The 21,040-nt window shown below is 60.3% G+C and carries 25 protein-coding genes; 14 read left to right on the forward strand and 11 right to left on the reverse strand.

Annotated elements, in window-relative coordinates:
* Nucleotides 1–10: 10 nt before the first annotated feature.
* Entirely contained in the window at nt 11–364 is a 354-nt protein-coding gene (gene uraH, locus E3Z29_RS11630) for a hydroxyisourate hydrolase (RefSeq protein WP_003223171.1), read from the forward strand.
* Nucleotides 365–556: 192 nt separating this feature from the next.
* Here uraH and E3Z29_RS11635 read toward each other — a convergent pair whose 3' ends face one another.
* From E3Z29_RS11635 to E3Z29_RS11645, 3 genes are all read right to left on the reverse strand, one after another.
* Nucleotides 557–1,183 (reverse strand): LysE family translocator, encoded by a 627-nt coding sequence (locus tag E3Z29_RS11635; RefSeq protein ID WP_134785819.1) that lies wholly within the window; start codon nt 1,181–1,183, stop codon nt 557–559.
* Nucleotides 1,184–1,273: 90 nt separating this feature from the next.
* Nucleotides 1,274–2,623, reverse strand: a complete 1,350-nt coding sequence (locus E3Z29_RS11640) for an NCS2 family permease (RefSeq protein ID WP_134785820.1) — start codon at nt 2,621–2,623, stop codon at nt 1,274–1,276.
* A gap of 316 nt (nt 2,624–2,939) precedes the next feature.
* Entirely contained in the window at nt 2,940–3,386 is a 447-nt protein-coding gene (locus E3Z29_RS11645; RefSeq protein ID WP_134785821.1) for a MarR family winged helix-turn-helix transcriptional regulator, read from the reverse strand.
* Nucleotides 3,387–3,468: 82 nt separating this feature from the next.
* Here E3Z29_RS11645 and E3Z29_RS11650 point away from each other — a divergent pair, with 82 nt between their 5' ends.
* Nucleotides 3,469–4,635 (forward strand): PLP-dependent aminotransferase family protein, encoded by a 1,167-nt coding sequence (locus tag E3Z29_RS11650; RefSeq protein WP_134785822.1) that lies wholly within the window; start codon nt 3,469–3,471, stop codon nt 4,633–4,635.
* 158 nt (nt 4,636–4,793) lie between these two features.
* Here the strand turns inward: E3Z29_RS11650 and E3Z29_RS11655 are convergent, their stop codons facing one another.
* The 5 genes from E3Z29_RS11655 to E3Z29_RS11675 all read right to left on the reverse strand — a co-directional run bounded on the left by E3Z29_RS11655 (nt 4,794) and on the right by E3Z29_RS11675 (nt 7,565).
* Nucleotides 4,794–5,165, reverse strand: a complete 372-nt coding sequence (locus E3Z29_RS11655; protein WP_007960660.1) for a glutathione S-transferase N-terminal domain-containing protein — start codon at nt 5,163–5,165, stop codon at nt 4,794–4,796.
* A 103-nt stretch (nt 5,166–5,268) separates the two neighbouring features.
* Nucleotides 5,269–5,814 (reverse strand): GTP cyclohydrolase I FolE, encoded by a 546-nt coding sequence (gene folE / locus E3Z29_RS11660; protein WP_003442011.1) that lies wholly within the window; start codon nt 5,812–5,814, stop codon nt 5,269–5,271.
* A 77-nt stretch (nt 5,815–5,891) separates the two neighbouring features.
* Nucleotides 5,892–6,449 (reverse strand): Smr/MutS family protein, encoded by a 558-nt coding sequence (locus E3Z29_RS11665; RefSeq protein WP_096797013.1) that lies wholly within the window; start codon nt 6,447–6,449, stop codon nt 5,892–5,894.
* 74 nt (nt 6,450–6,523) lie between these two features.
* Nucleotides 6,524–6,844, reverse strand: a complete 321-nt coding sequence (locus E3Z29_RS11670; RefSeq protein WP_003223191.1) for a hypothetical protein — start codon at nt 6,842–6,844, stop codon at nt 6,524–6,526.
* A gap of 130 nt (nt 6,845–6,974) precedes the next feature.
* Nucleotides 6,975–7,565, reverse strand: coding sequence for a cysteine hydrolase family protein (locus E3Z29_RS11675; RefSeq protein WP_003223193.1), 591 nt, complete (start codon nt 7,563–7,565; stop codon nt 6,975–6,977).
* 238 nt (nt 7,566–7,803) lie between these two features.
* Between E3Z29_RS11675 and prmB the strand changes: the two genes are divergently transcribed.
* Complete coding sequence (gene prmB / locus E3Z29_RS11680) at nt 7,804–8,712, forward strand: 50S ribosomal protein L3 N(5)-glutamine methyltransferase (protein WP_086794742.1); 909 nt, start codon at nt 7,804–7,806, stop codon at nt 8,710–8,712.
* A gap of 160 nt (nt 8,713–8,872) precedes the next feature.
* On the opposite strand, the gene E3Z29_RS11685 is transcribed toward prmB, so the two are convergent.
* Together E3Z29_RS11685 and E3Z29_RS11690 are read right to left on the reverse strand one after the other, a co-directional pair.
* Nucleotides 8,873–9,664: a hypothetical protein gene (locus tag E3Z29_RS11685; protein WP_134785823.1), complete on the reverse strand. Its 792-nt coding sequence runs from the start codon at nt 9,662–9,664 to the stop codon at nt 8,873–8,875.
* 99 nt (nt 9,665–9,763) lie between these two features.
* A complete protein-coding gene (locus tag E3Z29_RS11690) occupies nt 9,764–10,717 on the reverse strand; it encodes an alpha/beta hydrolase (protein WP_134785824.1) in 954 nt (317 codons plus the stop codon).
* Nucleotides 10,718–10,847: 130 nt separating this feature from the next.
* Between E3Z29_RS11690 and aroC the strand changes: the two genes are divergently transcribed.
* The 5 genes from aroC to mtnC all read left to right on the forward strand — a co-directional run bounded on the left by aroC (nt 10,848) and on the right by mtnC (nt 15,065).
* Nucleotides 10,848–11,939 carry a chorismate synthase gene (gene aroC, locus E3Z29_RS11695; RefSeq protein WP_134785825.1) on the forward strand — a complete coding sequence of 364 codons (1,092 nt, stop codon included), beginning with the start codon at nt 10,848–10,850 and terminating at the stop codon, nt 11,937–11,939.
* Between the two features lie 31 nt (nt 11,940–11,970).
* Nucleotides 11,971–13,116 (forward strand): MFS transporter, encoded by a 1,146-nt coding sequence (locus E3Z29_RS11700; RefSeq protein WP_134785826.1) that lies wholly within the window; start codon nt 11,971–11,973, stop codon nt 13,114–13,116.
* Nucleotides 13,113–13,739 carry a methylthioribulose 1-phosphate dehydratase gene (locus E3Z29_RS11705; protein WP_041068872.1) on the forward strand — a complete coding sequence of 209 codons (627 nt, stop codon included), beginning with the start codon at nt 13,113–13,115 and terminating at the stop codon, nt 13,737–13,739. The genes E3Z29_RS11700 and E3Z29_RS11705 overlap by 4 nt, the downstream gene beginning before the upstream one ends.
* Before the next feature lie 92 nt (nt 13,740–13,831).
* Complete coding sequence (locus tag E3Z29_RS11710; RefSeq protein ID WP_027613329.1) at nt 13,832–14,377, forward strand: acireductone dioxygenase; 546 nt, start codon at nt 13,832–13,834, stop codon at nt 14,375–14,377.
* Between the two features lie 4 nt (nt 14,378–14,381).
* The gene (gene mtnC / locus E3Z29_RS11715; protein WP_098967926.1) at nt 14,382–15,065 is read left to right on the forward strand and encodes an acireductone synthase; all 684 of its coding nucleotides are present in this window, start codon (nt 14,382–14,384) and stop codon (nt 15,063–15,065) included.
* Between the two features lie 191 nt (nt 15,066–15,256).
* Here the strand turns inward: mtnC and E3Z29_RS29790 are convergent, their stop codons facing one another.
* Nucleotides 15,257–15,535, reverse strand: coding sequence for a DUF3509 domain-containing protein (locus E3Z29_RS29790; RefSeq protein ID WP_027613327.1), 279 nt, complete (start codon nt 15,533–15,535; stop codon nt 15,257–15,259).
* Nucleotides 15,536–15,914: 379 nt separating this feature from the next.
* Here E3Z29_RS29790 and E3Z29_RS11725 point away from each other — a divergent pair, with 379 nt between their 5' ends.
* The 6 genes from E3Z29_RS11725 to E3Z29_RS11755 all read left to right on the forward strand — a co-directional run bounded on the left by E3Z29_RS11725 (nt 15,915) and on the right by E3Z29_RS11755 (nt 21,020).
* Entirely contained in the window at nt 15,915–17,753 is a 1,839-nt protein-coding gene (locus E3Z29_RS11725; protein WP_134785827.1) for a long-chain-acyl-CoA synthetase, read from the forward strand.
* 97 nt (nt 17,754–17,850) lie between these two features.
* Nucleotides 17,851–18,369 (forward strand): ankyrin repeat domain-containing protein, encoded by a 519-nt coding sequence (locus E3Z29_RS11730; RefSeq protein ID WP_134785828.1) that lies wholly within the window; start codon nt 17,851–17,853, stop codon nt 18,367–18,369.
* A gap of 203 nt (nt 18,370–18,572) precedes the next feature.
* Nucleotides 18,573–19,103 carry a hypothetical protein gene (locus E3Z29_RS11735; RefSeq protein ID WP_134785829.1) on the forward strand — a complete coding sequence of 177 codons (531 nt, stop codon included), beginning with the start codon at nt 18,573–18,575 and terminating at the stop codon, nt 19,101–19,103.
* A 71-nt stretch (nt 19,104–19,174) separates the two neighbouring features.
* A complete protein-coding gene (locus tag E3Z29_RS11740; protein ID WP_007960694.1) occupies nt 19,175–19,366 on the forward strand; it encodes a PLDc N-terminal domain-containing protein in 192 nt (63 codons plus the stop codon).
* A 255-nt stretch (nt 19,367–19,621) separates the two neighbouring features.
* Nucleotides 19,622–20,497, forward strand: coding sequence for a polyamine aminopropyltransferase (gene speE / locus E3Z29_RS11750; protein WP_134785830.1), 876 nt, complete (start codon nt 19,622–19,624; stop codon nt 20,495–20,497).
* 289 nt (nt 20,498–20,786) lie between these two features.
* On the forward strand, nt 20,787–21,020 hold the full coding sequence (locus E3Z29_RS11755; RefSeq protein WP_027613323.1) for a hypothetical protein: 234 nt from the start codon (nt 20,787–20,789) through the stop codon (nt 21,018–21,020).
* The last annotated feature ends 20 nt before the right edge of the window (nt 21,021–21,040 follow it).

Raw genomic sequence — 21,040 nt, forward strand, 5'->3', positions numbered from 1 at the left:
CGCAGAATCAATGGGACGTTTGACAACACATGTTTTGGACGCTGCACACGGTTGCCCGGGCAGCTCGATCAAGGTCGAGCTGTACCGCGTTGAAGGTTCGCACCTGGAATTGGTCGCCAGTGCGATTACCAACAGCGATGGCCGGGTCGATGCGCCGCTGCTGCAAGGCGATGACTACCGCACCGGGGTCTATCAGGTGCAGTTCCACGCCGGCGATTACTACCGCGCCCGTGGCGTGCAACTGCCGGAACCGGCGTTCCTCGACGTGGTGGTGCTGCGTTTCGGCATCTCTGCCGAGCAGGATCATTACCACGTACCCCTGCTGATCTCGCCTTACAGCTATTCCACCTATCGGGGCAGCTGACCCCCAAGCAGCTGCCCCCACCGGGAAGCGACTGCGCATATAGCTTCTTTGGTCTTTCGCCCGCTCACACTGCGGGCTTTTTTTCGCTTGGAGGAAAGTGCTGTCTGGTCTGACGCCTTCGCGAGCAAGCCCGCTCCCACAAGGGAATGCATTCCAAATGTGGGAGCGGGCTTGCTCGCGAAGCTTTTGCTGTCAGCGGCTCAACAGCGACGCAGCACCGGCACCACTGAACAGTCCGGCACTCACCCGGTTGAACCAGCTCTGTCCCTTGCCGCTGCGCAGATAGCGCGCCGCGCCATGTGCACCCAGCCCGTAAGCCAGTTTGCAGCACAGATCCAGCACCACCCAAGTCGCGATCATGATCAGCAATTGCGGGAGGAACGGCTGTTGCGCGCTAAGGAACTGCGGCAGAAACGCGGCGAAAAACAGAATGTCCTTCGGATTGCTCGCGCCCAAGACAAACGCGCGGCCGAACAGTGTGCGGAAACGCGGCACCGGCGCGGCTTGCGGTACTTCGGCGCCTACCGCTGGCTGACGCGATTGCTGCCAGCTCTGCCAGGCGAGGTAGAACAGGTACAGCGCGCCGACGATTTTCAGGGTGCTGAACAGTTGTTCCGAGGCCAGCAGCAGGGCGCCCAGCCCCAGCGCCGACGCACTGAGCAGGCAGATCGAAGCGATCACGCCGCCGAGAAATGCCGGGTAAGAGCGGCGCAAGCCGTAGTTCAGACTGTTGCTGATCATCAGCAATGACAGCGGCCCCGGAATCAGGATCACCACCAGTGCAGCGCCGCTGAACAGCAGCCAGGTTTCCAGACTCATCACTTTGCTCCTTTTTTTGTTGTACTCAAGAATGTGCAAAAGCCCCACCCGCGAGGGTGAGGCTGGTTTGACGCTTGAACCGCGTGACGCTTACAAGAAGATGAACTTGGCGATGAAGATCGCGCAGAGCACCCACAGGCTGACGGAAATTTCCTTGTACTTGCCGGTACCGGCCTTCAACGCCACGTAGGTGATGAAGCCCAGCGCAATGCCGTCGGCGACCGAGAAGGTCAGCGGCATCATGATCGCTGTGACGATTGCCGGAATGGCGTCAGTAGCTTCATCCCATTCGATGTGGGCCATGCCGCCCATCATCAGCATCGCGACATAAATCAGCGCGCCGGCGGTGGCGTAAGCCGGAATCATCCCGGCCAGCGGTGCGAAAAACATCGCCGCTATAAATAGCACACCCACGGTGACTGCGGTAAGACCAGTCCGACCACCAGCCGCTACACCCGCGGCACTTTCCACATAGCTTGTTACCGGAGGGACACCGACTACCGCGCCGAAGACGCTGGAGGCGCTGTCGGCTTTCATCGCCCGGGAAAGGTTTTCGATACGCCCGTCAGCGTTGACCAGATTGGCGCGCTGAGCCACGCCCATCAGGGTGCCCGCGGTGTCGAACATGTGCACGAAGAGGAAAGCCAGGACCACGCTGATCATGCTGACGTTGAACACACCGGCGATGTTCATGGCCATGAACGTAGGCGCCAGGCTCGGCGGAGTCGACATGATGCCTGAGTAGTGCACGATGCCCAGGCCCCAACCGGCCAAGGTCACGGTGATGATGCTGATGAGGATCGCGCCAAAGACTTTGTGGTAGCTGAGGATCGCGATCATCAGGAAGCAGATCGCCGCCAGCAGCGGGCCGGGTTCACGCAGGGAGCCGAGTTTGATCAGGGTGGCCGGGCTGTCGACGACAATGCCAGCGGTTTTCAGACCGATCAGCCCGAGGAACAGGCCGACGCCAGCGCCCATCGCAAAGCGCAGGCTGACCGGGATGCTGTTGAGCAGCCATTCGCGAATCCGCGAGAAGGTCAGGATCATGAACAGCACACCGGAAACAAACACCGCACCGAGCGCGGTTTCCCAGTTGTAGCCCATGGTGCCGACTACGGTGTAAGTGAAGAAGGCGTTGAGGCCCATGCCCGGTGCCAGGCACACTGGCCAGTTGGCGTACAGGCCCATCAGCAGGCAGCCGAGCGCGGCGGCGATGCAGGTGGCGACGAAGGCTGCACCGTGATCGATCCCGGCATCGGCCATGATGTTCGGGTTGACGAAGATGATGTAAGCCATGGTGATGAAGGTTGTCAGACCGGCAATCAGCTCGGTCTTCACCGTGGTGCCATGCAAGCTGAGTTTGAAGATGCGCTCCAGCACGCCTGTGCGTAAGGGCGGCGAGAGTTCCAGCGTCGATGCTTCGGATTTGCGGCTTTCCACAGCGAGTACTCCTCAAGAGTTTTATTGTTATTTCCAGGGCCGGACCCATGAGGGGTGGCAGCAGCCCTTTGAGGCATACGCGAATTTGTTGACCATGCGGTCAGGAACTCGCACGCAGTGGATTATGCTTTTGTGTACAAATAAAGCAAATATTGTTTTTGGTTTTGTTTACGAAAGGTCAGGCGATAGGGATATATCGCTTGTTCTGGCCCCTTCGGGAGCAAGCCCCCTCCCACAGGGTTCTGCTGGTTACCCATGATTAGGGTCCACTGGATCCACTGTGGGAGGGGGCTTGCTCCCGAAGAGGCCAGTCCAGTCAATCAAGATGTGACTGAGTGCTCCCAAGCGCCATATTCACCGACAACCACCCATTCACCGCCGCCTCCCCAGCCTCAGCAAACACCCGCTCGAGCAATTTCACCTGCTCGCGCCGCAACGCCTGCTCAAACTTCTCACCTTCAGTAGTCAGCTCCAGCAGGCGCTTACGCTTGTCTGCCTCCGACGCCACGCTTTCCACAAGGTGCATTTCCTGCAACTGGCGCAGCGGCATGTTCAGCGCCTGTTTGCTGACGCCGAGCAATCCCAGCAATTCCTTCACACTCAAATTCGGATAACGCGCGATGAAGAACACAATCCGCTGATGCACCCGGGACAGGCCGCGGCGCTCGAGCATTTCATCAGCCTTGGCGGTGAACGCCTGATAGCCGAAGAAAAACGCTTCCATCGCCTGTTGCTGGCTGGCGGGGTTTTTAAGGTCAAGCATGTTGACGTACTCGCTCAAGCTGTCGTAGTTTCAGTCAACCAGTTTGACTCATTTTTCCCAGGCCTCGCTACCGGTGACTCCCATGGCTTTTTCCGAACGTGTTTCGCGCCTTAAAAGTTCTCTGATCCGTGAAATCCTCGCCGCCGCCCAGCGCCCGGAGGTGATGTCGTTCGCCGGTGGCCTTCCCGCCGAAGCCATGCTGCCGAAAGTCGAATGGTCCGAGATGCCGCTGGCGCTTGGTCAGTACGGCATGAGCGAGGGCGAGCCGGCGCTGCGTGAAGCGCTGGCGGCGCAGGCGCGAGCGTTGGGGCTGGAGTGCACGGCGAGTCAGGTGCTGGTGGTCAGCGGTTCCCAGCAGACCCTGGATCTGGCCGCCAAGTTATACATCGACAAAGGCACCGAAATCCTGCTGGAGGCGCCGACCTACCTTGCCGCGTTGCAGATCTTCCAGCTGTTCGGCGCCGATTGCCTGACCGTGCCGCAAGAATCCGACGGCCCCAATCTCGCGCAACTGCGCAGTCGGTTGGAACAGCATCGCCCGGCGTTCATCTACCTGATCCCGACGTTCCAGAACCCCTCCGCCGTGCGCTACAGCGAAGCCAAGCGCGCCGCCGTCGCCGCATTGCTCGATGAATTCGGCGTGACCCTGATCGAAGACGAGCCGTACCGCGAATTGACGTTCGATGGCGGCAGCGCCAAACCGATTGCCGGGCGTTTGCAGAAAGCCAGCTGGATCTACACCGGCACCGTGTCGAAAACCTTGCTGCCGGGTTTGCGCGTCGGCTACCTGATCGCCAGCCCGGACCTGTTCCCGCATTTGCTCAAACTCAAGCAATCGGCAGATCTGCACACTAACCGCATCGGCCAGTGGCAGGCACTGCAATGGATCGGCACGGAAAAATATCAGCAGCACCTGAGCGAACTGCGCGGTTTCTACCGGCAGCGCCGCGATGCGTTTCAAGCGGCGCTGGAAACGCACTTTTCCGATCTGGCGCACTGGAACATGCCGCAGGGCGGGCTGTTCTTCTGGCTGACGCTGAAGCAACCGCTGGATACACGGACGTTGCTCAACGAGGCGTTGGCCAATGACGTGGCGTTCATGCCGGGCGAGCCGTTCTTTCCCGAACCGGATAAAAACCTCGGGCATCTGCGTTTGAATTTCAGTCACATCGACCCGGCGCGACTGGATGAAGGGTTGAAGCGGTTGGCGGCGGTGGTGAGGCAGGCGCAACTAGACAAAGCAGCCTGAAAAAAATAAACCGGCTCGAGGGCCGGTTTATTTTTGTCTGGGATTTATGATGCCCTCAAGTGCCTCATCGCGAGCAGGCTCACTCCTACAGGAGAACGCATTCCAATTGTAGGAGTGAGCCTGCTCGCGATAGGGCCTTCAAATGCACCCAAAAAGACTCAGACCGCCGCGAAACGCTTATCCAGATAATCAATAATTACCTTGGACTCGTACATCCAGGTCGTCTGCCCATTCTCTTCAATGCGCAGGCACGGCACTTTGATCTTGCCGCCCTGGTCCAGCAGCGTCTGGCGATCCTGTTCGTTGTTCTTCGCGTCCTTCAGTGCGACCGGCACATTCAGGCGACGCAGCGTACGGCGGGTTTTCACGCAGAACGGGCAGGCGTGGAACTGATACAGGGTCAGGCCTTTGGCGGCGGCGTTGACTTGCGCCTGTACCTCGGCCGGGCGCTGTTTCTTGCCTGGGCGGGTGATGAAGTCAATGAAGATGATCAGTTGGCCAAGGCCGACACGAAGCGCTTTTACGAACACGTTGAAAGCCTCACGGTGCAAAGAGAGAAGGGCGCGCAGCTTACCCGATTTTTCACAGGCGAAAAAAAACCGGCGATCAACGCCGGTTTTTTTCTGCAGCCGATTACTTGATCAGGCTGAGGAACTCGCTGCGAGTCGCCGCGTTTTCGCGGAACTCACCGAGCATCACCGAAGTGATCATCGACGAATTCTGCTTCTCGACACCGCGCATCATCATGCACATGTGCTTGGCCTCGATCACCACGGCCACGCCCAGCGCACCGGTGACTTGCATCACCGCATCGGCGATCTGCCGGCTGAGGTTTTCCTGGATCTGCAGGCGGCGGGCGTACATGTCGACGATCCGCGCGACCTTCGACAGGCCCAGCACTTTGCCGCTCGGGATGTACGCAACGTGCGCCTTGCCGATGAACGGCAGCAGGTGGTGTTCGCACAACGAGTACAGCTCGATGTCCTTGACCAGCACCATTTCGCTGTTGTCGGAGCTGAACAGGGCACCATTGGTGACCTCTTCGAGCGTCTGTTCATAACCGCGGCAGAGGTACTGCATGGCTTTGGCGGCACGCTTTGGCGTGTCGAGCAGGCCCTCGCGGGACACGTCCTCGCCCAGTTGGCCGAGAATCGCGGTGTAATTCTGTTCCAGGGACATGAAACTACCTGTGGGGATTTTCGCAAAGGGCAAGGGTACGGTGGCGGACACAACCCTGCAAGTTCGGTGTAACGCGATTATTCGTCGCGGCCTTCCATCATGGTGCGTTTGAGCATCACGTACACCGCACCGGCACCGCCGTGTTTCGCCTGGCACGAGGTGAAACCGAGCACTTGCGGATGCTGACGCAGCCAAGTGTTGACGTGGCTTTTGATCATCGGCCGCTTGCCGTCCAGGCGCACGGCCTTGCCGTGGGTGACGCGCACGCAGCGGATTTCGAATTTGGTCGCTTCGGCGAGAAAGGCCCAGAGGGTCTCGCGGGCTTTTTCGACGTTCATGCCGTGCAGGTCGAGGCTGCCTTCGAACGGGATCTGGCCGATCTTGAGCTTGCGCATCTGGCTTTCCTGCACCCCGTCGCGGGCCCACATCAACTCGTCTTCGGGGCCGACGTCGATCACGAACTGATCGGACAGGCCATCCACGGTGGTGGTGTCGGTGCGCACGGTGGCGGACTGGCGCAGTTTGGCGATCTGCGCGCGGTCAGCCTTGGGTTTGCCGGTGTCGGCGCGGTCGTGCTTGATCGGCTTGACGCCTTGGATCGCACTTTTGAACAGGGAAAAATCGTCGTCTTGCATGTCAGCCTCCGCGAAGGGCGGCCAGTTTACCCAAGTCGAAACAAAACGGCCCGGCAAAAAGCCAGGCCGTGGAGTCAGTCGTGTTTTTTCATCAGGTGCGGGGACATGTTCAGCTCCCGCGATTGCCGGGCGCGCCGCCGGCATCGACGCCACAGGGCCACGCCGAAATACAGGAACAACAAGCCGACCGCGAGAATGATCGCCGAACCCGTCGGCGTGGCATTCAAGTCGCCGAGCGCCGGCGGGCGCCCCAGCAGGCTGGCGGCACCGGCCATCGCCAGCAGCACACCGAACGTCGCCAGAATGGCGGCGATCGCTGCGCCGAATCGAAAACGCCAGTTGCTTTGGCCTTTGGGCCGCAAGCGGCGTGCGTCAAATCCATCGGATAACTTCATTCCGACCTTCCTCAATGGGTATCGGCCCTTCGACCGGGAGTTGACCGGGTTGTTCCTGAGGCTAAGGCAATTGAAGCAAATGCGAGGCTTTTGCGGATGAGCGGCGTGCTGAGCCGCTCATCAGAGCAGATCAGATCAGATCTTGAGTCAGGGCAAGGGTGGCGAAGTTGTCGGCCATGATCGCCATTTCCGCTTCCTGCACCACGGCGGCGCTGAGCACGCGGCCCTTGAACGGCAGGTCACGGGTGGCGCAGGCGTCTTCGACCAGGGTGCAACGGAAGCCCAGGTTCTTCGCCGCGCGCACGGTGGTGCTGACGCTGGAGTGGCTCATGAAACCGCAGACGATCAGGTCCAGCGAGCCAAGATTCTGCAAACGGTCGAGCAGTTCGGTGCCGTGGAACGCGCTCGGCAGCAGTTTGCCGATGATGGTTTCGTCACCTTGTGGCTCAAGGCCGGGGATGAATTCGCCGCGTTCGCCCTGCGGGTCGAACAGGCCACCGACGGTGCCGAGATGACGCACGTGCACGATCGGCCGACCGGCTGCACGGGCCGCGGCGACCAGTTGTTTGATGTTCGCGACGGCCGCGTCCATGCCGCTCAGGGCCAGCGGGCCACTGAGGTACTCTTTCTGGGCATCGATGATGACCACGGTGGCATGGCTCAGTGTGGCCGCTGCGTAACCGCGGCCGCTGAGTTGAAACATCGTTTTTGGAACGGACATTCGGGGCTCCTTGGGGTGGGGCTTTTGCGGCATTGTCCTCTGGCTGAGCGGTTCTGTGAACCGCTACCATCGCAGGCAGCGTCGTTACTGGCCTGCAGCCTTGTCAAGTTACACGTTCTGTTCAATAGCTGATGGAAAAAACAGAAAAGTCCTACTGTCGGCCGCGAATGTTTCCCGCGTCGTCGTGACGCGTTTTGGCTGGTAGAATCCCCAGTCGTTTTTTCTGGAGTTCTGCCCCGTGATCACTTCCCGACTTCGTACCCTGCGCGACCATATCCGTTGGGCCGTCAGCCGCTTCCATGGGGAGGATCTGTTTTTCGGCCATGGCACCGACAACGCCTGGGATGAAGCCCGGCAGTTGGTGCTCGGTGCCTTGCACCTGCCGTGGGAGATCGCCGACAGCTACCTCGACTGTGCGCTGGAAGACGACGAGCTGGTCAACCTGCAACGCCTGCTCAAGCGCCGCATCGAAGAGCGCATCCCGACGGCGTACCTGCTGGGCGAGGCGTGGTTCTGCGGCATGTCGTTCATCGTTGATGAGCGCGTGCTGATCCCGCGTTCGCCGATTGGCGAGCTGATCGAAAACCGCTTCGCACCGTGGATCGGCGACGAGCCGGCACGCATCCTCGACCTGTGCACCGGCTCGGGCTGCATCGGTATCGCCTGCGCCTACGAGTTCCAGAACGCTGAAGTGGTGCTGGCGGACCTGTCGTTCGAAGCGCTGGAAGTGGCCAACCAGAACATCGAGCGCCATGGCGTCGATGAGCGTGTGTACACCGTGCAGGGCGATGGTTTCGATGGCCTGCCGGGGCAGCGTTTCGACCTGATCGTGTCGAACCCGCCGTACGTTGATGCCGAAGATTTCGCCGACATGCCGGACGAATACCAGCACGAACCGGAGCTGGGCCTGGCCTGCGGAGATGACGGTCTGAACCTGGTACGGCGGATGCTCGCCGAAGCGGCAGATCACCTGACCGAGAAGGGGCTATTGATCGTTGAGGTGGGCAACAGCCAGGTGCACGTCGAAGCGCTGTACCCGGAAGTCGATTTTGCTTGGCTCGAATTCGAGCGCGGCGGGCATGGTGTGTTCATGCTGACGGCGGAGCAGTGCCGCGATCATCAGGCCTTGTTCGCTTCCCGCGTCTGACCTGACTGACTTTTGTGGCGAGGGAGCTTGCTCCCGCTGGTCTGCGAAGCAGACCCAAAATATGCAATGACGGTGCACCAGACATACCGCATGTGCATGTTTTACGACTGCTTCGCAGTCGAGCGGGAGCAAGCTCCCTCGCCACAGGTCAACGCTGATTTCAGCGGTGCGTAGCAATCCAGATCAACAATCCTGCCTGAAACACCGCAAACGCAACCAGACAGGTAATGGTAAAGCGCAATCCAGCGTCTTCACGCTTGAACTTGCTGACCTTGTCTTCCTGCTTCTTCAGCTTCACTTCCTGCTCGGCGAGGTTCTGCTCGGCCTGTTGCAGCATCTGCGCTGCTTCGAGAATCTCGACGATCTGCAGCTTCTCGCTGTTCCAGTCGCCCAACAGGTCACCGACCTGCACCTCTTTGACGCTGCCCTTCAAATGCTGGGCGTCGGCGTACAACACGTCAAAACCATGCACACGCAAGAAGTGATCGCGACGCAGACGGGTGTCTTCGTTCAGCGCATCCTTGTTGTTCAGGTCCATGCCGTCGACCGTGTAGGCGGGCCAGCGTTTTTTCGCCCAATTGATGCCTTGTGCAGCCATGAAACGACCTATACCACGGTTCAACGGTTCGATCTGCAAACCGCTGTCGGGGCCGAAGTGCACACGTTTGCTGGTGTGATCGACCCAAACGTCGAGGTGGTTCTGCTCTTTGCGCACGCGCTGACCGGGCAGTTTGATCGCCATGCGCATCAGGCTGTGTTCTTTGCTGTTGCGCTCGGCATAGCCGAATTCGACAAAGCGCAACGGCCGGCCCCCGGTGTGACGGTCAGTCTGCAGCGGGGCCAGACGGAGCATCTTGTGGTGCTCGACGCTGACGTCCGCCCATGGCAGCTCGACCGCTGGCGGTGCGTCTTTTTCAGCGGTGGTGTCGGGTGAAGTCGGGGTATCAGTCATAACGGCGAGATCCTGTCCAAGCTCTGCTTGTCGCCAGCCGATACGCTGGCGACAAAGGCTTATCGGCCGCTTTTTGCAGGACTAGAGGGTAAACGCCGTTTAACGGGTGTGAAGTCCGTCAATAAACTCGATGAGTTTGCCACCCAATTCCGCCGCCAGGGGCAAATTCGGATCCTTGTACGAGGCCAATTGCCGCTTCACATCGGCGGGGACGATGCGCATGACGTGGTTCATGCCTTCGATCACCACCAGTTCGGCGTCGGGTTTGGCGGCTTTCAGCGCCTGCGCATCGCCGACGCCGACCTGCATGTCGTTGCTGCCCTGGACGATCAGCGCCGGCATCTTCAGTTGTGCAAAGGCCTTGGCCGGGTCCTGGCGAAACAGCGAAATCAGGTACGGCTGCACGCTCGGGCGGAAGATCGGTTGCAACGGCGCCGGCACGTCGGCATCGGTGTGACCGGCCTTGAGGCTGTCGAGAATCTGGTTGCTGCGCAACATCAACGGTGGCGGCAGGCTGCGCGCCAGTTGTTCGCGGATTACCTGATCCACCGGGCGGGCGCTGCCGGACAGCGAAATCAGCGCAGCGGCGTCGGCACGCGGGGCGGCGAGGGTGGCAATCAGTGCACCTTCGCTGTGACCGAGCAGAATCAACGGGCCGAAGCGCGGGTCGTTTTTTAGCTTCTGGCTCCAGGCCACGGCGTCGTCGACGTAGCCTTCCACCGACAGATTGCGCTCGTCAGGTGTGGCCGGCCGGCTCGCAGCCACCCCGCGCTTGTCGTAGCGCACGCTGGCGATGTTGTGTTTGGCCAGCACCCAGGCCAGCCGCTTGAGGCTGTCATTGCGCCCGCCATCGGGGTTATTGCCGTCACGATCTGTAGGACCGGAGCCGGCAAGGATCAGGACAACCGGCACTGGGTTGTCGGATTTTGGCAGCAACAGCGAGCCGAAAAGTTCACCGCTCCCGGTATCCAGAGAGATCGGGCGCTGCAGGACAGTCGCGTGGGCAAAACCGGTAAACAGGGTAAGACTCAAGATCAGAACTCGCAGCATCATCACGCCATCATTCGCCAAGGTGCCGGTTGGACTCACCAACACCACTAAGGTTCGAGGATGAACTACTCGGTTAGCCTGCGTATACTGGCGCGCATCACGAATTCGGGTTTGATTTCACGGAGCGTCCTGCATGTCCGGCAATACCTACGGCAAGTTGTTCACTGTCACCACCGCTGGCGAGAGCCATGGTCCGGCGTTGGTCGCCATTGTCGACGGCTGCCCGCCGGGCCTGGAGATCTTCCTCGAAGACCTGCAGCGCGACCTCGATCGGCGCAAGCCAGGCACCAGCCGCCACACCACCCAGCGTCAGGAAGCCGATGAAGTCGAAATCCTTTCCGGCGTGTTCGAGGGCCGCACCACCGGTTGCTCGATCGGCCTGCTGATCCGCAACACCGACCAGAAGTCCAAGGACTACTCGGCGATCAAGGATCTGTTCCGCCCGGCGCACGCCGACTACACCTACCACCACAAATACGGCGAGCGCGACTACCGTGGTGGCGGTCGCAGCTCGGCGCGGGAAACCGCGATGCGTGTGGCGGCAGGTGCGATTGCCAAAAAGTATCTGGCCAGCCAGGGCATCGTCATCCGTGGCTACATGAGCCAGCTCGGCCCGATCGAAATCCCGTTCAAGACCTGGGATTCGGTGGAACAGAACGCGTTCTTCAGCCCGGATCCGGACAAGGTCCCGGAACTGGAAGCCTACATGGACCAGTTGCGCCGCGATCAGGACTCGGTCGGGGCGAAGATCACTGTAGTCGCCGAAGGCGTGATGCCGGGCCTCGGCGAGCCGATTTTCGACCGCCTCGACGCTGAACTGGCGCATGCGCTGATGAGCATCAACGCGGTGAAAGGCGTGGAAATCGGCGCCGGTTTCGCCTGCGTCGCCCAGCGCGGCACCGAGCATCGCGATGAACTGACCCCGCAAGGTTTCCTCAGCAACAACGCTGGCGGCATCCTCGGCGGCATTTCGTCCGGTCAGCCGATCGTCGCGCATCTGGCGCTCAAGCCAACGTCGAGCATCACCACTCCGGGCCGTTCGATCGACATCCACGGCAATCCGGTCGACGTGATCACCAAGGGCCGTCACGACCCGTGCGTCGGCATCCGCGCCACGCCGATTGCCGAAGCGATGATGGCCATCGTGCTGATGGATCACCTGCTGCGTCATCGTGGGCAGAACGCCGACGTGCGCGTCAGCACCCCGGTGCTGGGTCAGCTTTGATGGTTGATCGCCAAGCCGTCGCGGTCTGACCGTGGCGGCGCTCCCGTACTGGCGGCTGTCCAGTTTCTATCTGTTCTATTTCGCCTTGCTCGGCTCGACAGCGCCGTTTCTGGCGCTGTACTTCGATCATCTCGGCTTCAGCCCTGCGCGCATCGGCGAGCTGGTGGCGATCCCGATGCTGATGCGCTGTGTGGCGCCGAACATCTGGGGCTGGCTCGGCGACTACACCGGCAAACGCCTGGCCATCGTGCGCTTCGGTGCGGTGTGTACGCTGCTGACGTTCTCGCTGATTTTCGTCAGCAAGACCTACGCCTGGCTGGCGATGGTCATGGCGTTGCACGCGTTCTTCTGGCACGCGGTGCTGCCGCAGTTCGAAGTCATCACCCTCGCGCACTTGCAGGGGCAAACCTCGCGCTACAGCCAGATTCGCCTGTGGGGCTCGATCGGTTTCATCATCACCGTGGTCGCGCTGGGCCGTTTGTTCGAATGGCTGAGCCTCGACATCTACCCGGCGGCGCTGGTGCTGATCATGGCCGGCATCGTCCTCAGCAGCCTGTGGGTGCCGAACGCGCAGCCACCGCAAGGTAATCGGCCGAGCGGGGAGGGCTTTCTCAAGCAGCTGCGCAGCCCCGGTGTGCTGGCGTTTTACGCCTGTGTCGCGCTGATGCAGATGAGCCACGGCCCGTATTACACGTTTCTGACCTTGCACCTTGAACGCCTCGGTTACACACGCGGCACAATCGGCATGCTCTGGGCCGTGGGCGTGGTCGCCGAGGTGCTGATGTTCATGGCCATGAGCCGGATTCTCGCGCGGTTTTCCCTGCGCCGCGTGCTGATGGCGAGTTTTCTGCTGGCGGCGCTGCGCTGGTTGCTGCTAGGTTCGTTCGCCGAATTCCTCTGGGTACTGTTGTTGGCCCAGGTGCTGCACGCGGCGACCTTCGGCAGCTTTCATGCGGCTGCCATCGCGTTCGTGCAACGTAGCTTCGGTGCGCGTCAGCAAGGTCAGGGTCAGGCGCTGTACGCGGCGCTGGCCGGCACCGGTGGCGCGCTGGGCGCGTTGTATTCCGGTTACAGCTGGAATGCCCTCGGTGCGACATTGACCTTTAGTATTGCCAGTCTCGCGGCGCTCGCTGCTGCCGTTATCATTGCCACACGTATGCAAGAGGACAGGCCATGAGCCTTACGCGTGAACAGCTCGCCCAGCAGATCGTCGACGCCGGGCGTTTTCTTTATGGTCGCGGCTGGTCGCCGGCCACCAGCAGCAATTACTCGACGCGTCTGTCGCCGAGCGAAGCGCTGCTGACCGTGTCCGGCAAGCACAAGGGCCAATTGGGCCTGGACGACGTGCTCGCCACGGATTTGTCCGGCAACAGCCTGGAACCGGGCAAAAAGCCCTCAGCCGAAACCCTGCTCCACACTCAGCTCTACAGCTGGCGCGCGGAAATCGGTGCGGTGCTGCACACCCACTCGGTGAACGCCACAGTGCTGTCGCGCCTGACGCCGCAAGACTTCATCGAGTTCGAAGACTACGAGCTGCAAAAAGCCTTCAGCGGCATCTCCACCCACGAATCGCGGGTGCGCGTGCCGATCTTCGACAACGATCAGGACATTGCGCGCCTTGCCGCCAAGGTGCAGCCTTGGCTCGACGCCCATCCCGATTGCGTCGGTTATCTGATTCGCGGCCACGGCCTCTACACCTGGGGCGCGCAGATGAGCGATGCCCTGCGGCAGATCGAGGCCTTCGAATTTCTGTTTGAATGCGAGTTGAAAACCCGCAGCGTCATGAACCGCCAAGGCTGACTTCACCCGAAGCCGCCCATTTGCCTGATGAAATGCACTGCCCGACCGGTCTGCAAGAACCGGACGGCAAGGCCGATACCGAGGAATTGCCCATGAGCAGCCTGTCCGTCTATCACGTATCCAGCCCCGAGATTCCGAACAAGGTGCTGACCCATTTCGAAGACATCGCCTCGACGCTCGCCGAGCAGGGCGTGCGCTTCGACCGCTGGCAAGCCGCCGCGAAGATCCAGCCCGGCGCCAGCCAGGAAGAGGTGATCAGCGCCTATCAGGAGCAGATCGACAAGCTGATGACCGAGCGCGGTTACATCACCGTCGATGTGATCAGCCTCAACAGCGATCACCCGCAAAAAGCCGAACTGCGCGCCAAGTTCCTTGAAGAACACCGCCATGGCGAAGACGAAGTGCGCTTTTTCGTTGCCGGTCGTGGCCTGTTTACCCTGCACATCGACGATTATGTCTACGCGGTGTTGTGCGAGAAGAACGACCTGATCTCGGTGCCGGCCGGTACCAAGCACTGGTTCGACATGGGCGAGCACCCGCACTTCGTGGCGATTCGCCTGTTCAACAACCCGGAAGGCTGGGTCGCGAATTTCACCGGCGAAGACATCGCCGGGCGCTTCCCGCGTCTGGAGGACTGAGCCGATGTCGATCAAAGCCATTGTCACTGACATTGAAGGCACCACCAGCGCGGTGAGTTTCGTTTTTGATGTGCTGTTCCCGTATGCGGCCAAACACCTGCCGGATTTTGTTCGGCAGAACGCCGAACGTGCCGATGTGGCTGAGCAACTCGACGCCGTGCGCCGCGACAGCAATGCACCGCAGGCCGATGTTGAACGGGTTGTTGAAATTCTCTTGAGCTGGATCGAGGAAGATCGCAAAGCCACGCCGCTCAAAGCCTTGCAAGGCATGGTCTGGGCGCAGGGTTACCACGCCGGGCAGTTGAAGGGCCACGTGTACCCGGATGCCGTTGAAGCGCTCAAGCGCTGGCATCAGGCCGGTTATCAACTGTTTGTGTATTCGTCGGGTTCGATCCAGGCGCAGAAGCTGATCTTCGGCTGCTCCGAGGCGGGGGATCTGACACCGCTGTTCAGCGGGTATTTCGATACCACGTCGGGGCCCAAGCGTGAGGCGCAGTCTTACACCAACATTCAACAGGCGATTGGTGTCGAACCGCAGGACATTCTGTTTCTGTCCGACATCGTTGAGGAGCTGGATGCCGCTCAATCGGCAGGCCTGCAGACCTGCGGCCTGGCGCGCGAGGGGGGGGAGCTGGGAAGCCATATCACCGTCGACAGCTTCACCGGCATCGAACCCGAAGCCTTTTAACCACCCTCGATCCAATGTGGGAGCGGGCTTGCTCGCGAAAGCGGTGTGTCAGCCAAATATTTTTGACTGACACACCGCTTTCGCGAGCAAGCCCGCTCCCGCACGGAGTTTTGCATCAGCCAAAAAACAGGCCGGACAGTGAAAGCTGCCCGGCCTGTTTTTGTTTAAAGCTGTTTAAAGCTTCGAATCAATTACAGCGAGTGATACGTCGGCAGGGCAAAACGCTGCTGGCTTTGCAGCATCGCAATCTGCGGCAGCTCACTGGCTTCTTCCGCCAGGTCACGACGGATCGCGCTGATCGCCCACGACAGTTGGTCGGCGTTGTGCATTTGCTGATACGTCAGGGCGCGCTTGAATACTTTGCCTTCACTGCTGCGCAGCGTCAGCAGGATCCCGCCATCGGGACGTGGCGCAGTGGTGACGTTGAAGTTGGAGAACAGCGAGGTAAATTTTTCTTGGATCAGGCTCATGTCTTTCAGCTCCGTATGCACTTGAATGGCAAGCATGCAGAGGAGGTTGCAGCGATTGTGCCAGCACACGAAAAAATAAAAATGCTTATAAATCAATAAGTTAAAAATCGTGAAATTTGCATTCGTCGTGCAATCTGCATGAATGGCCATCGTGCATCCTGCATTTTGCGGGATTCTCATGAGTTGAACGGAACCAAACGGCAAAGTCGCAATCACCGCCGCCAGGCGTGACAGGGCGGATACAAAACATTGCAAAAACCGCGTGTACAGCCCGCGAAGCGCTGACGTATTTTCGATCTCGACCTTGCCCACAACGCAGGTCATGCCCACAGCCCGAACAATAAAAAAACCGGCCGACCAGGCCGACCGGGGAGCTGCCATGCGTCACGCGTCGAGCGACACGATTACCTGGAGCATGATGCTCCGCAAACTGCCGACGATCGCCAAAGCCATCCCGCGGGTGGTCAAGGGCATGAAAGTCGCCAACGTCACGGATCCGACCCAAACGTGTGGCCTCGGCTGGACCTTCGAGCAAGCAACGCTGCGCAATCCAGAGGGGCAGGCGATCTTGCAGGACGACGTCTTGCTGACCTATGCGCAGGTCAACCAGTGGGCCAACCGCATCGCCCACTATCTGAGCGCGCAGGGCATCGGCAAGGGCGACGTGGTCGCGGTGTTCATCGAAAATCGTCCCGAGCTGCTGGTGACCATTCTGGCGCTGGCCAAACTCGGCGCGGTCAGTGCGCTGCTCAATACTTCGCAAACCCGCGACACACTGATTCACAGCGTAAATCTGGTGGCACCGGTGGCGATTGTCCTCGGTGAGGAATTGCAGCCGGCGTTTGCCGCGATCCGCGAGCAGGTGTCGATCCCGGCGCAGCGCACCTGGTTTATCGCCGACCGTGACACCTATAGCCACCCAGGCATTGCGCCCGAGGGCTACGTCAATCTGATCAGTGCCAGTGCTGACGCCTGCACTGAAAACCCGCCCAGCAGCGGCGAAGTGTTCTTCAACGACCCGTGCTTTTACATCTACACCTCCGGCACCACCGGCCTGCCCAAGGCCGGGGTGTTCAAGCACGGCCGCTGGATGCGCAGCTCGGCCAGCTTCGGCATGATCGCCCTGAACATGACGCCCGACGATGTCGTCTATTGCACCTTGCCGCTGTACCACGCCACCGGCCTTTGTGTGTGCTGGGGCTCGGCGATCAATGGCGCTTCCGGGTTCGCGATCCGTCGCAAGTTCAGCGCCAGTCAGTTCTGGCCGGACGTGCGTCGCTACAACGCGACCACCCTCGGCTATGTCGGCGAATTGTGCCGTTATCTGGTCGATCAACCGCCCAGCGCCGATGACAGCCGTCACGCGGTGCGCAAGATGATCGGCAACGGCTTGCGTCCCGGCGCCTGGGCCGAGTTCAAAACCCGGTTTGCCGTCGAGCACATCTGCGAGCTGTACGCGGCGAGCGACGGCAATATCGGCTTCAGCAATATCCTCAACTTCGACAACACCATCGGTTTCTCGCTGATGGCCTGGGAGCTGGTGGCGTACGACCACGACAGCGGGCAGCCGTTGCGCAGCGCCGACGGCTTCATGCGCAAGGTCGGCAAGGGCGAACAGGGCTTGCTGCTGGCACGGATCGACGAAAAAGCCCCGCTGGACGGTTACACCGACCCACAGAAAACCGCCAAGGTGGTGTTGCACGATGTGTTCAGCAAGGGCGACCGTTTCTTCAACACCGGCGACCTGCTGCGCAATATTGGCTTCGGCCACGCGCAGTTCGTCGATCGACTCGGCGACACCTATCGCTGGAAGGGCGAAAACGTCTCGACCACTGAAGTGGAAAACCTGTTGCTGCAGCATCCGCATATCTCTGAGGCCGTCGCCTACGGCGTCGAAGTGAGCAACACCAACGGTCGTGCCGGCATGGCCGCAATCACGCCCGCCGAGTCACTGGCGACCCTGGATTTCGCCGAATTGCTCGCATTCGCCCGCCAGCGCATGCCGGCCTACGCGGTGCCGCTGTTCCTGCGGGTGAAGGTGAAAATGGAAACCACCGGGACCTTCAAATACCAGAAGACCCGGCTGAAAAACGAGGGTTTCGACCCCGGCCAGACGGGCGACGACCCGATCTACGCGTGGCTGCCTGGCACCCAGACTTACGTGCAAGTGACGGACGAAATTCTGGCCGATATTCATCAAGGCAAATACCGCTATTGAGATTGGCTATGGCCTGACTTGAGAAAAAGGGGGTGACAGCTATCGTCGCGCTCGGGAAACTGTCGGCTTTGCGAATAACCGAAAGTGGAGTTGCCCTATGTCTGACCAGAGCCGCCAGATGACCCCTGAAGAAGCTGCCGAATTCACCGAGCAGGTTTTCAACAAGGCGCGCGAAGGTGATGCGCTGATGCTCGATCGGCTGATCAGCGCCGGTTTGCCGGTGAACCTGAAAAACAGCAAGGGCGACACCCTGCTGATGCTCGCCAGTTACTATGGCCACGTCGACGCGGTGCAGGTGCTGCTCAAGCACAAGGCCGACCCGGAGCTGCGTAACGGCAACGGCCAGAGCCCGATTGCCGGCGCCGCGTTCAAGGGCGATCTGGCGGTGGTCAAGGCACTGGTGGAAGCGGGCGCCGAGATCGAAGGCTCGTCGTTCGATGGCCGCACCGCGCTGATGATGGCGGCGATGTTCAACCGCGTTGAAATCGTTGATTACCTGATCAGTAAGGGCGCCGACCCGCAAGCCAAGGATGCCAATGGCGTCACCGCGCTGGACGCGGCCCGCACCATGGGCGCGGTCGATACCACGGCACAGCTGGAAAAACTGCTGGCCTGAGGACTGTCGAGATTCTGTGGCGAGGGAGCTTGCTCCCGCTCCAGTGCGCAGCGCTGGTAAAAATGGTGAATTCACTGTTTGGGGGCCGCTTCGCGCCCCAGCGGGAGCAAGCTCCCTCGCCACAGATGTTCTGTGTGCAGCCTGAGGTTGCAATGCGTTATCCTCCGCGCCCTCAAATTCAACCTTCCACAGGATCCGCCCTCATGAAAGCCGCACTCGTTGAACTCATCAGCAAAATCAGCTCCGGCTGCATGGGCGAGGACGAGATCCTGAACGTGGCGGACGAAGCGGCGCAGGCCTACGCCGATGCCGACGCCTTTCTGGCAGCCAACCCGGACATCAACTACGACGACACCTTCCCGATCCCGCTGGGCGAGTGGGTGGTGGTCGGCAGTCTGCCGGAAACCGTGCTGTTCCAGGCTGACACCTACGTCGATCTGTTCGCGCAGATCGTCGCCTCGTTTGGCCCGGGCGTGGATTTCAACCTCAAGCCCAAGCAACTGGCCAAGACCGAAGCGCTGACCGCACTCAACCGCATCCAGGTGCAGATGAGCAGCCTGAACAAGGAAAACGGCGGTTACACGCTGATGAACTTCAGCCAGTTACTCGACGATGAGCTGCAAGTGGTGCTGGTTTACGGCAACGACGTGCCGCGAGTGCTGGAGCTGTGCGCCGAAGTCGGCATCGCGGCCGCGCCTTCGCTGGAAGCGCTGAAGGTCGCCGTTCACGTCTGAACGCAATAAAAGGGAACCCTGCGCGCGACCGTCTATCCTAAAAGTGCATGCCACTATTCTGGAGCGACACCATGGGTTCCACGTTCAACGGTCTGATTGGTCTGATCATTCTTGCCCTCGATATCTGGGCGATCATCAACGTACTGAAAAGCGGCGCCGAGACCGGGATGAAAATCCTCTGGGTTCTGCTGATCATCCTCCTGCCAGTACTGGGCCTGATCATCTGGGCGATCGCCGGGCCACGGGGCAATGTGCGGGTCTGACGCTTTCCCGAAAACACGCTGATCCCCTGTGGGAGCGGGCTTGCTCGCGAAGGCGATTGTTCAGTCGAAACACAGGTTGAATGACACTCCGCTTTCGCGAGCAAGCCCGCTCCCACATTGGTCTTGTGGTAGCTCCAGAGTGTGCCCTGTCGGAGGAAGGTTCGACCTGTCATCTTCGGCAACGTAGAATGCGCGCCTTTCCCGGGCAATCGTCCCCCACGATTGGCGCCCGCGCATTCATCGGAGCACTTGACCATGACCGTAACCAAAACCAGCGAATACCTGGAAACCCTCTACGAAGGCTACGGCCAGCGTTTTCGCATGGAAAAACTGCTGCACGAAGTGCGCACCGAACACCAGCACCTGGTGATTTTCCAGAACCCGCGCATGGGCCGGGTGATGGCGCTGGACGGCGTGATCCAGACCACCGAAGCCGATGAATTCATCTACCACGAAATGCTCACCCACGTGCCGATCCTCGCCCACGGCACCGCCAAGCGCGTGCTGATCATCGGCGGCGGCGACGGTGGCATGCTGCGCGAAGTGACCAAGCACGCCAGCGTCGAGCACATCACCATGGTCGAGATCGACGGCACCGTGGTCGACATGTGCAAGGAATTCCTGCCGAACCACTCCAAGGGCGCCTACGACGATCCACGGCTGAACCTGGTGATCGACGACGGCATGCGTTTCGTCGCCACCACCACGGAAAAATTCGACGTGATCATCTCCGACTCCACCGACCCGATCGGCCCGGGCGAAGTGCTGTTCTCGGAGAACTTCTATCAGGCGTGCCATCGTTGCCTGAGCGAAGGCGGGATCCTCGTGACCCAGAACGGCACGCCGTTCATGCAGATCGACGAAGTCAAAACCACTGCCGGTCGCCTGCGCAGCCTGTTCCCGGACTGGCACTTCTATCAGGCGGCCGTGCCGACCTACATTGGCGGTTCGATGACCTTTGCCTGGGGCTCGACCAACCCGGCCTACCGCAAACTGAGCCGTGAAACCCTGCAACAGCGCTTCATCGGCAGCGGCATCGTCACCCGCTATTACAACCCGGAAATCCACATCGGCGCATTCGCGCTGCCGCAGTACGTGCTGCAGGCGATCAACAAGCCGAGCAACGACTGACGCACTATTCCCGGATCGGTGATAGATCCCCTGTGGTGAGGGGATTTATCCCCGACCGGCTGCGCAGCAGTCGTAAAATCGGCAGACGCGTTGGAACTGACACTATGCGTTCGCTGAATTCAGGGACGCTTCGCGCCCATCGGGGATGAATCCCCTCGCCACACAAGCCTGTTTCCCCATCGGTTAATTTTTTTTCATGTTCGTCCGCTGCAATCCTTTTGAACGATCAATCTCGCCAAAAGTCGAGATAGTAGTAAGCCCATTTGCGGGTTTGATCGAGGAGGCACCGATGCAAAAGTGGAAAGTCACTTTCGTGGACGATCATGGTGAAATTGTCGATGAGGTGTTCGAGCGCGCGGAATGCCCCAGCGACGACGAGGCTGCACGCCTGATCAAGGAACGGCTCCTGCCGGTGGCCGCCGAACTGGATATGAACGATCTTGAAGGGCGCACCACCGATGCTGGCGTGAAAAGCCTGAAAACCCAGAACAGCATCGAAATCCGCAGTATCACGCCAATCTGAAATTCTTCCTGTCACTTGAA

This window comes from Pseudomonas sp. S150 (genome assembly GCF_004526365.1).
GTDB lineage: Bacteria > Pseudomonadota > Gammaproteobacteria > Pseudomonadales > Pseudomonadaceae > Aquipseudomonas > Aquipseudomonas putida_A.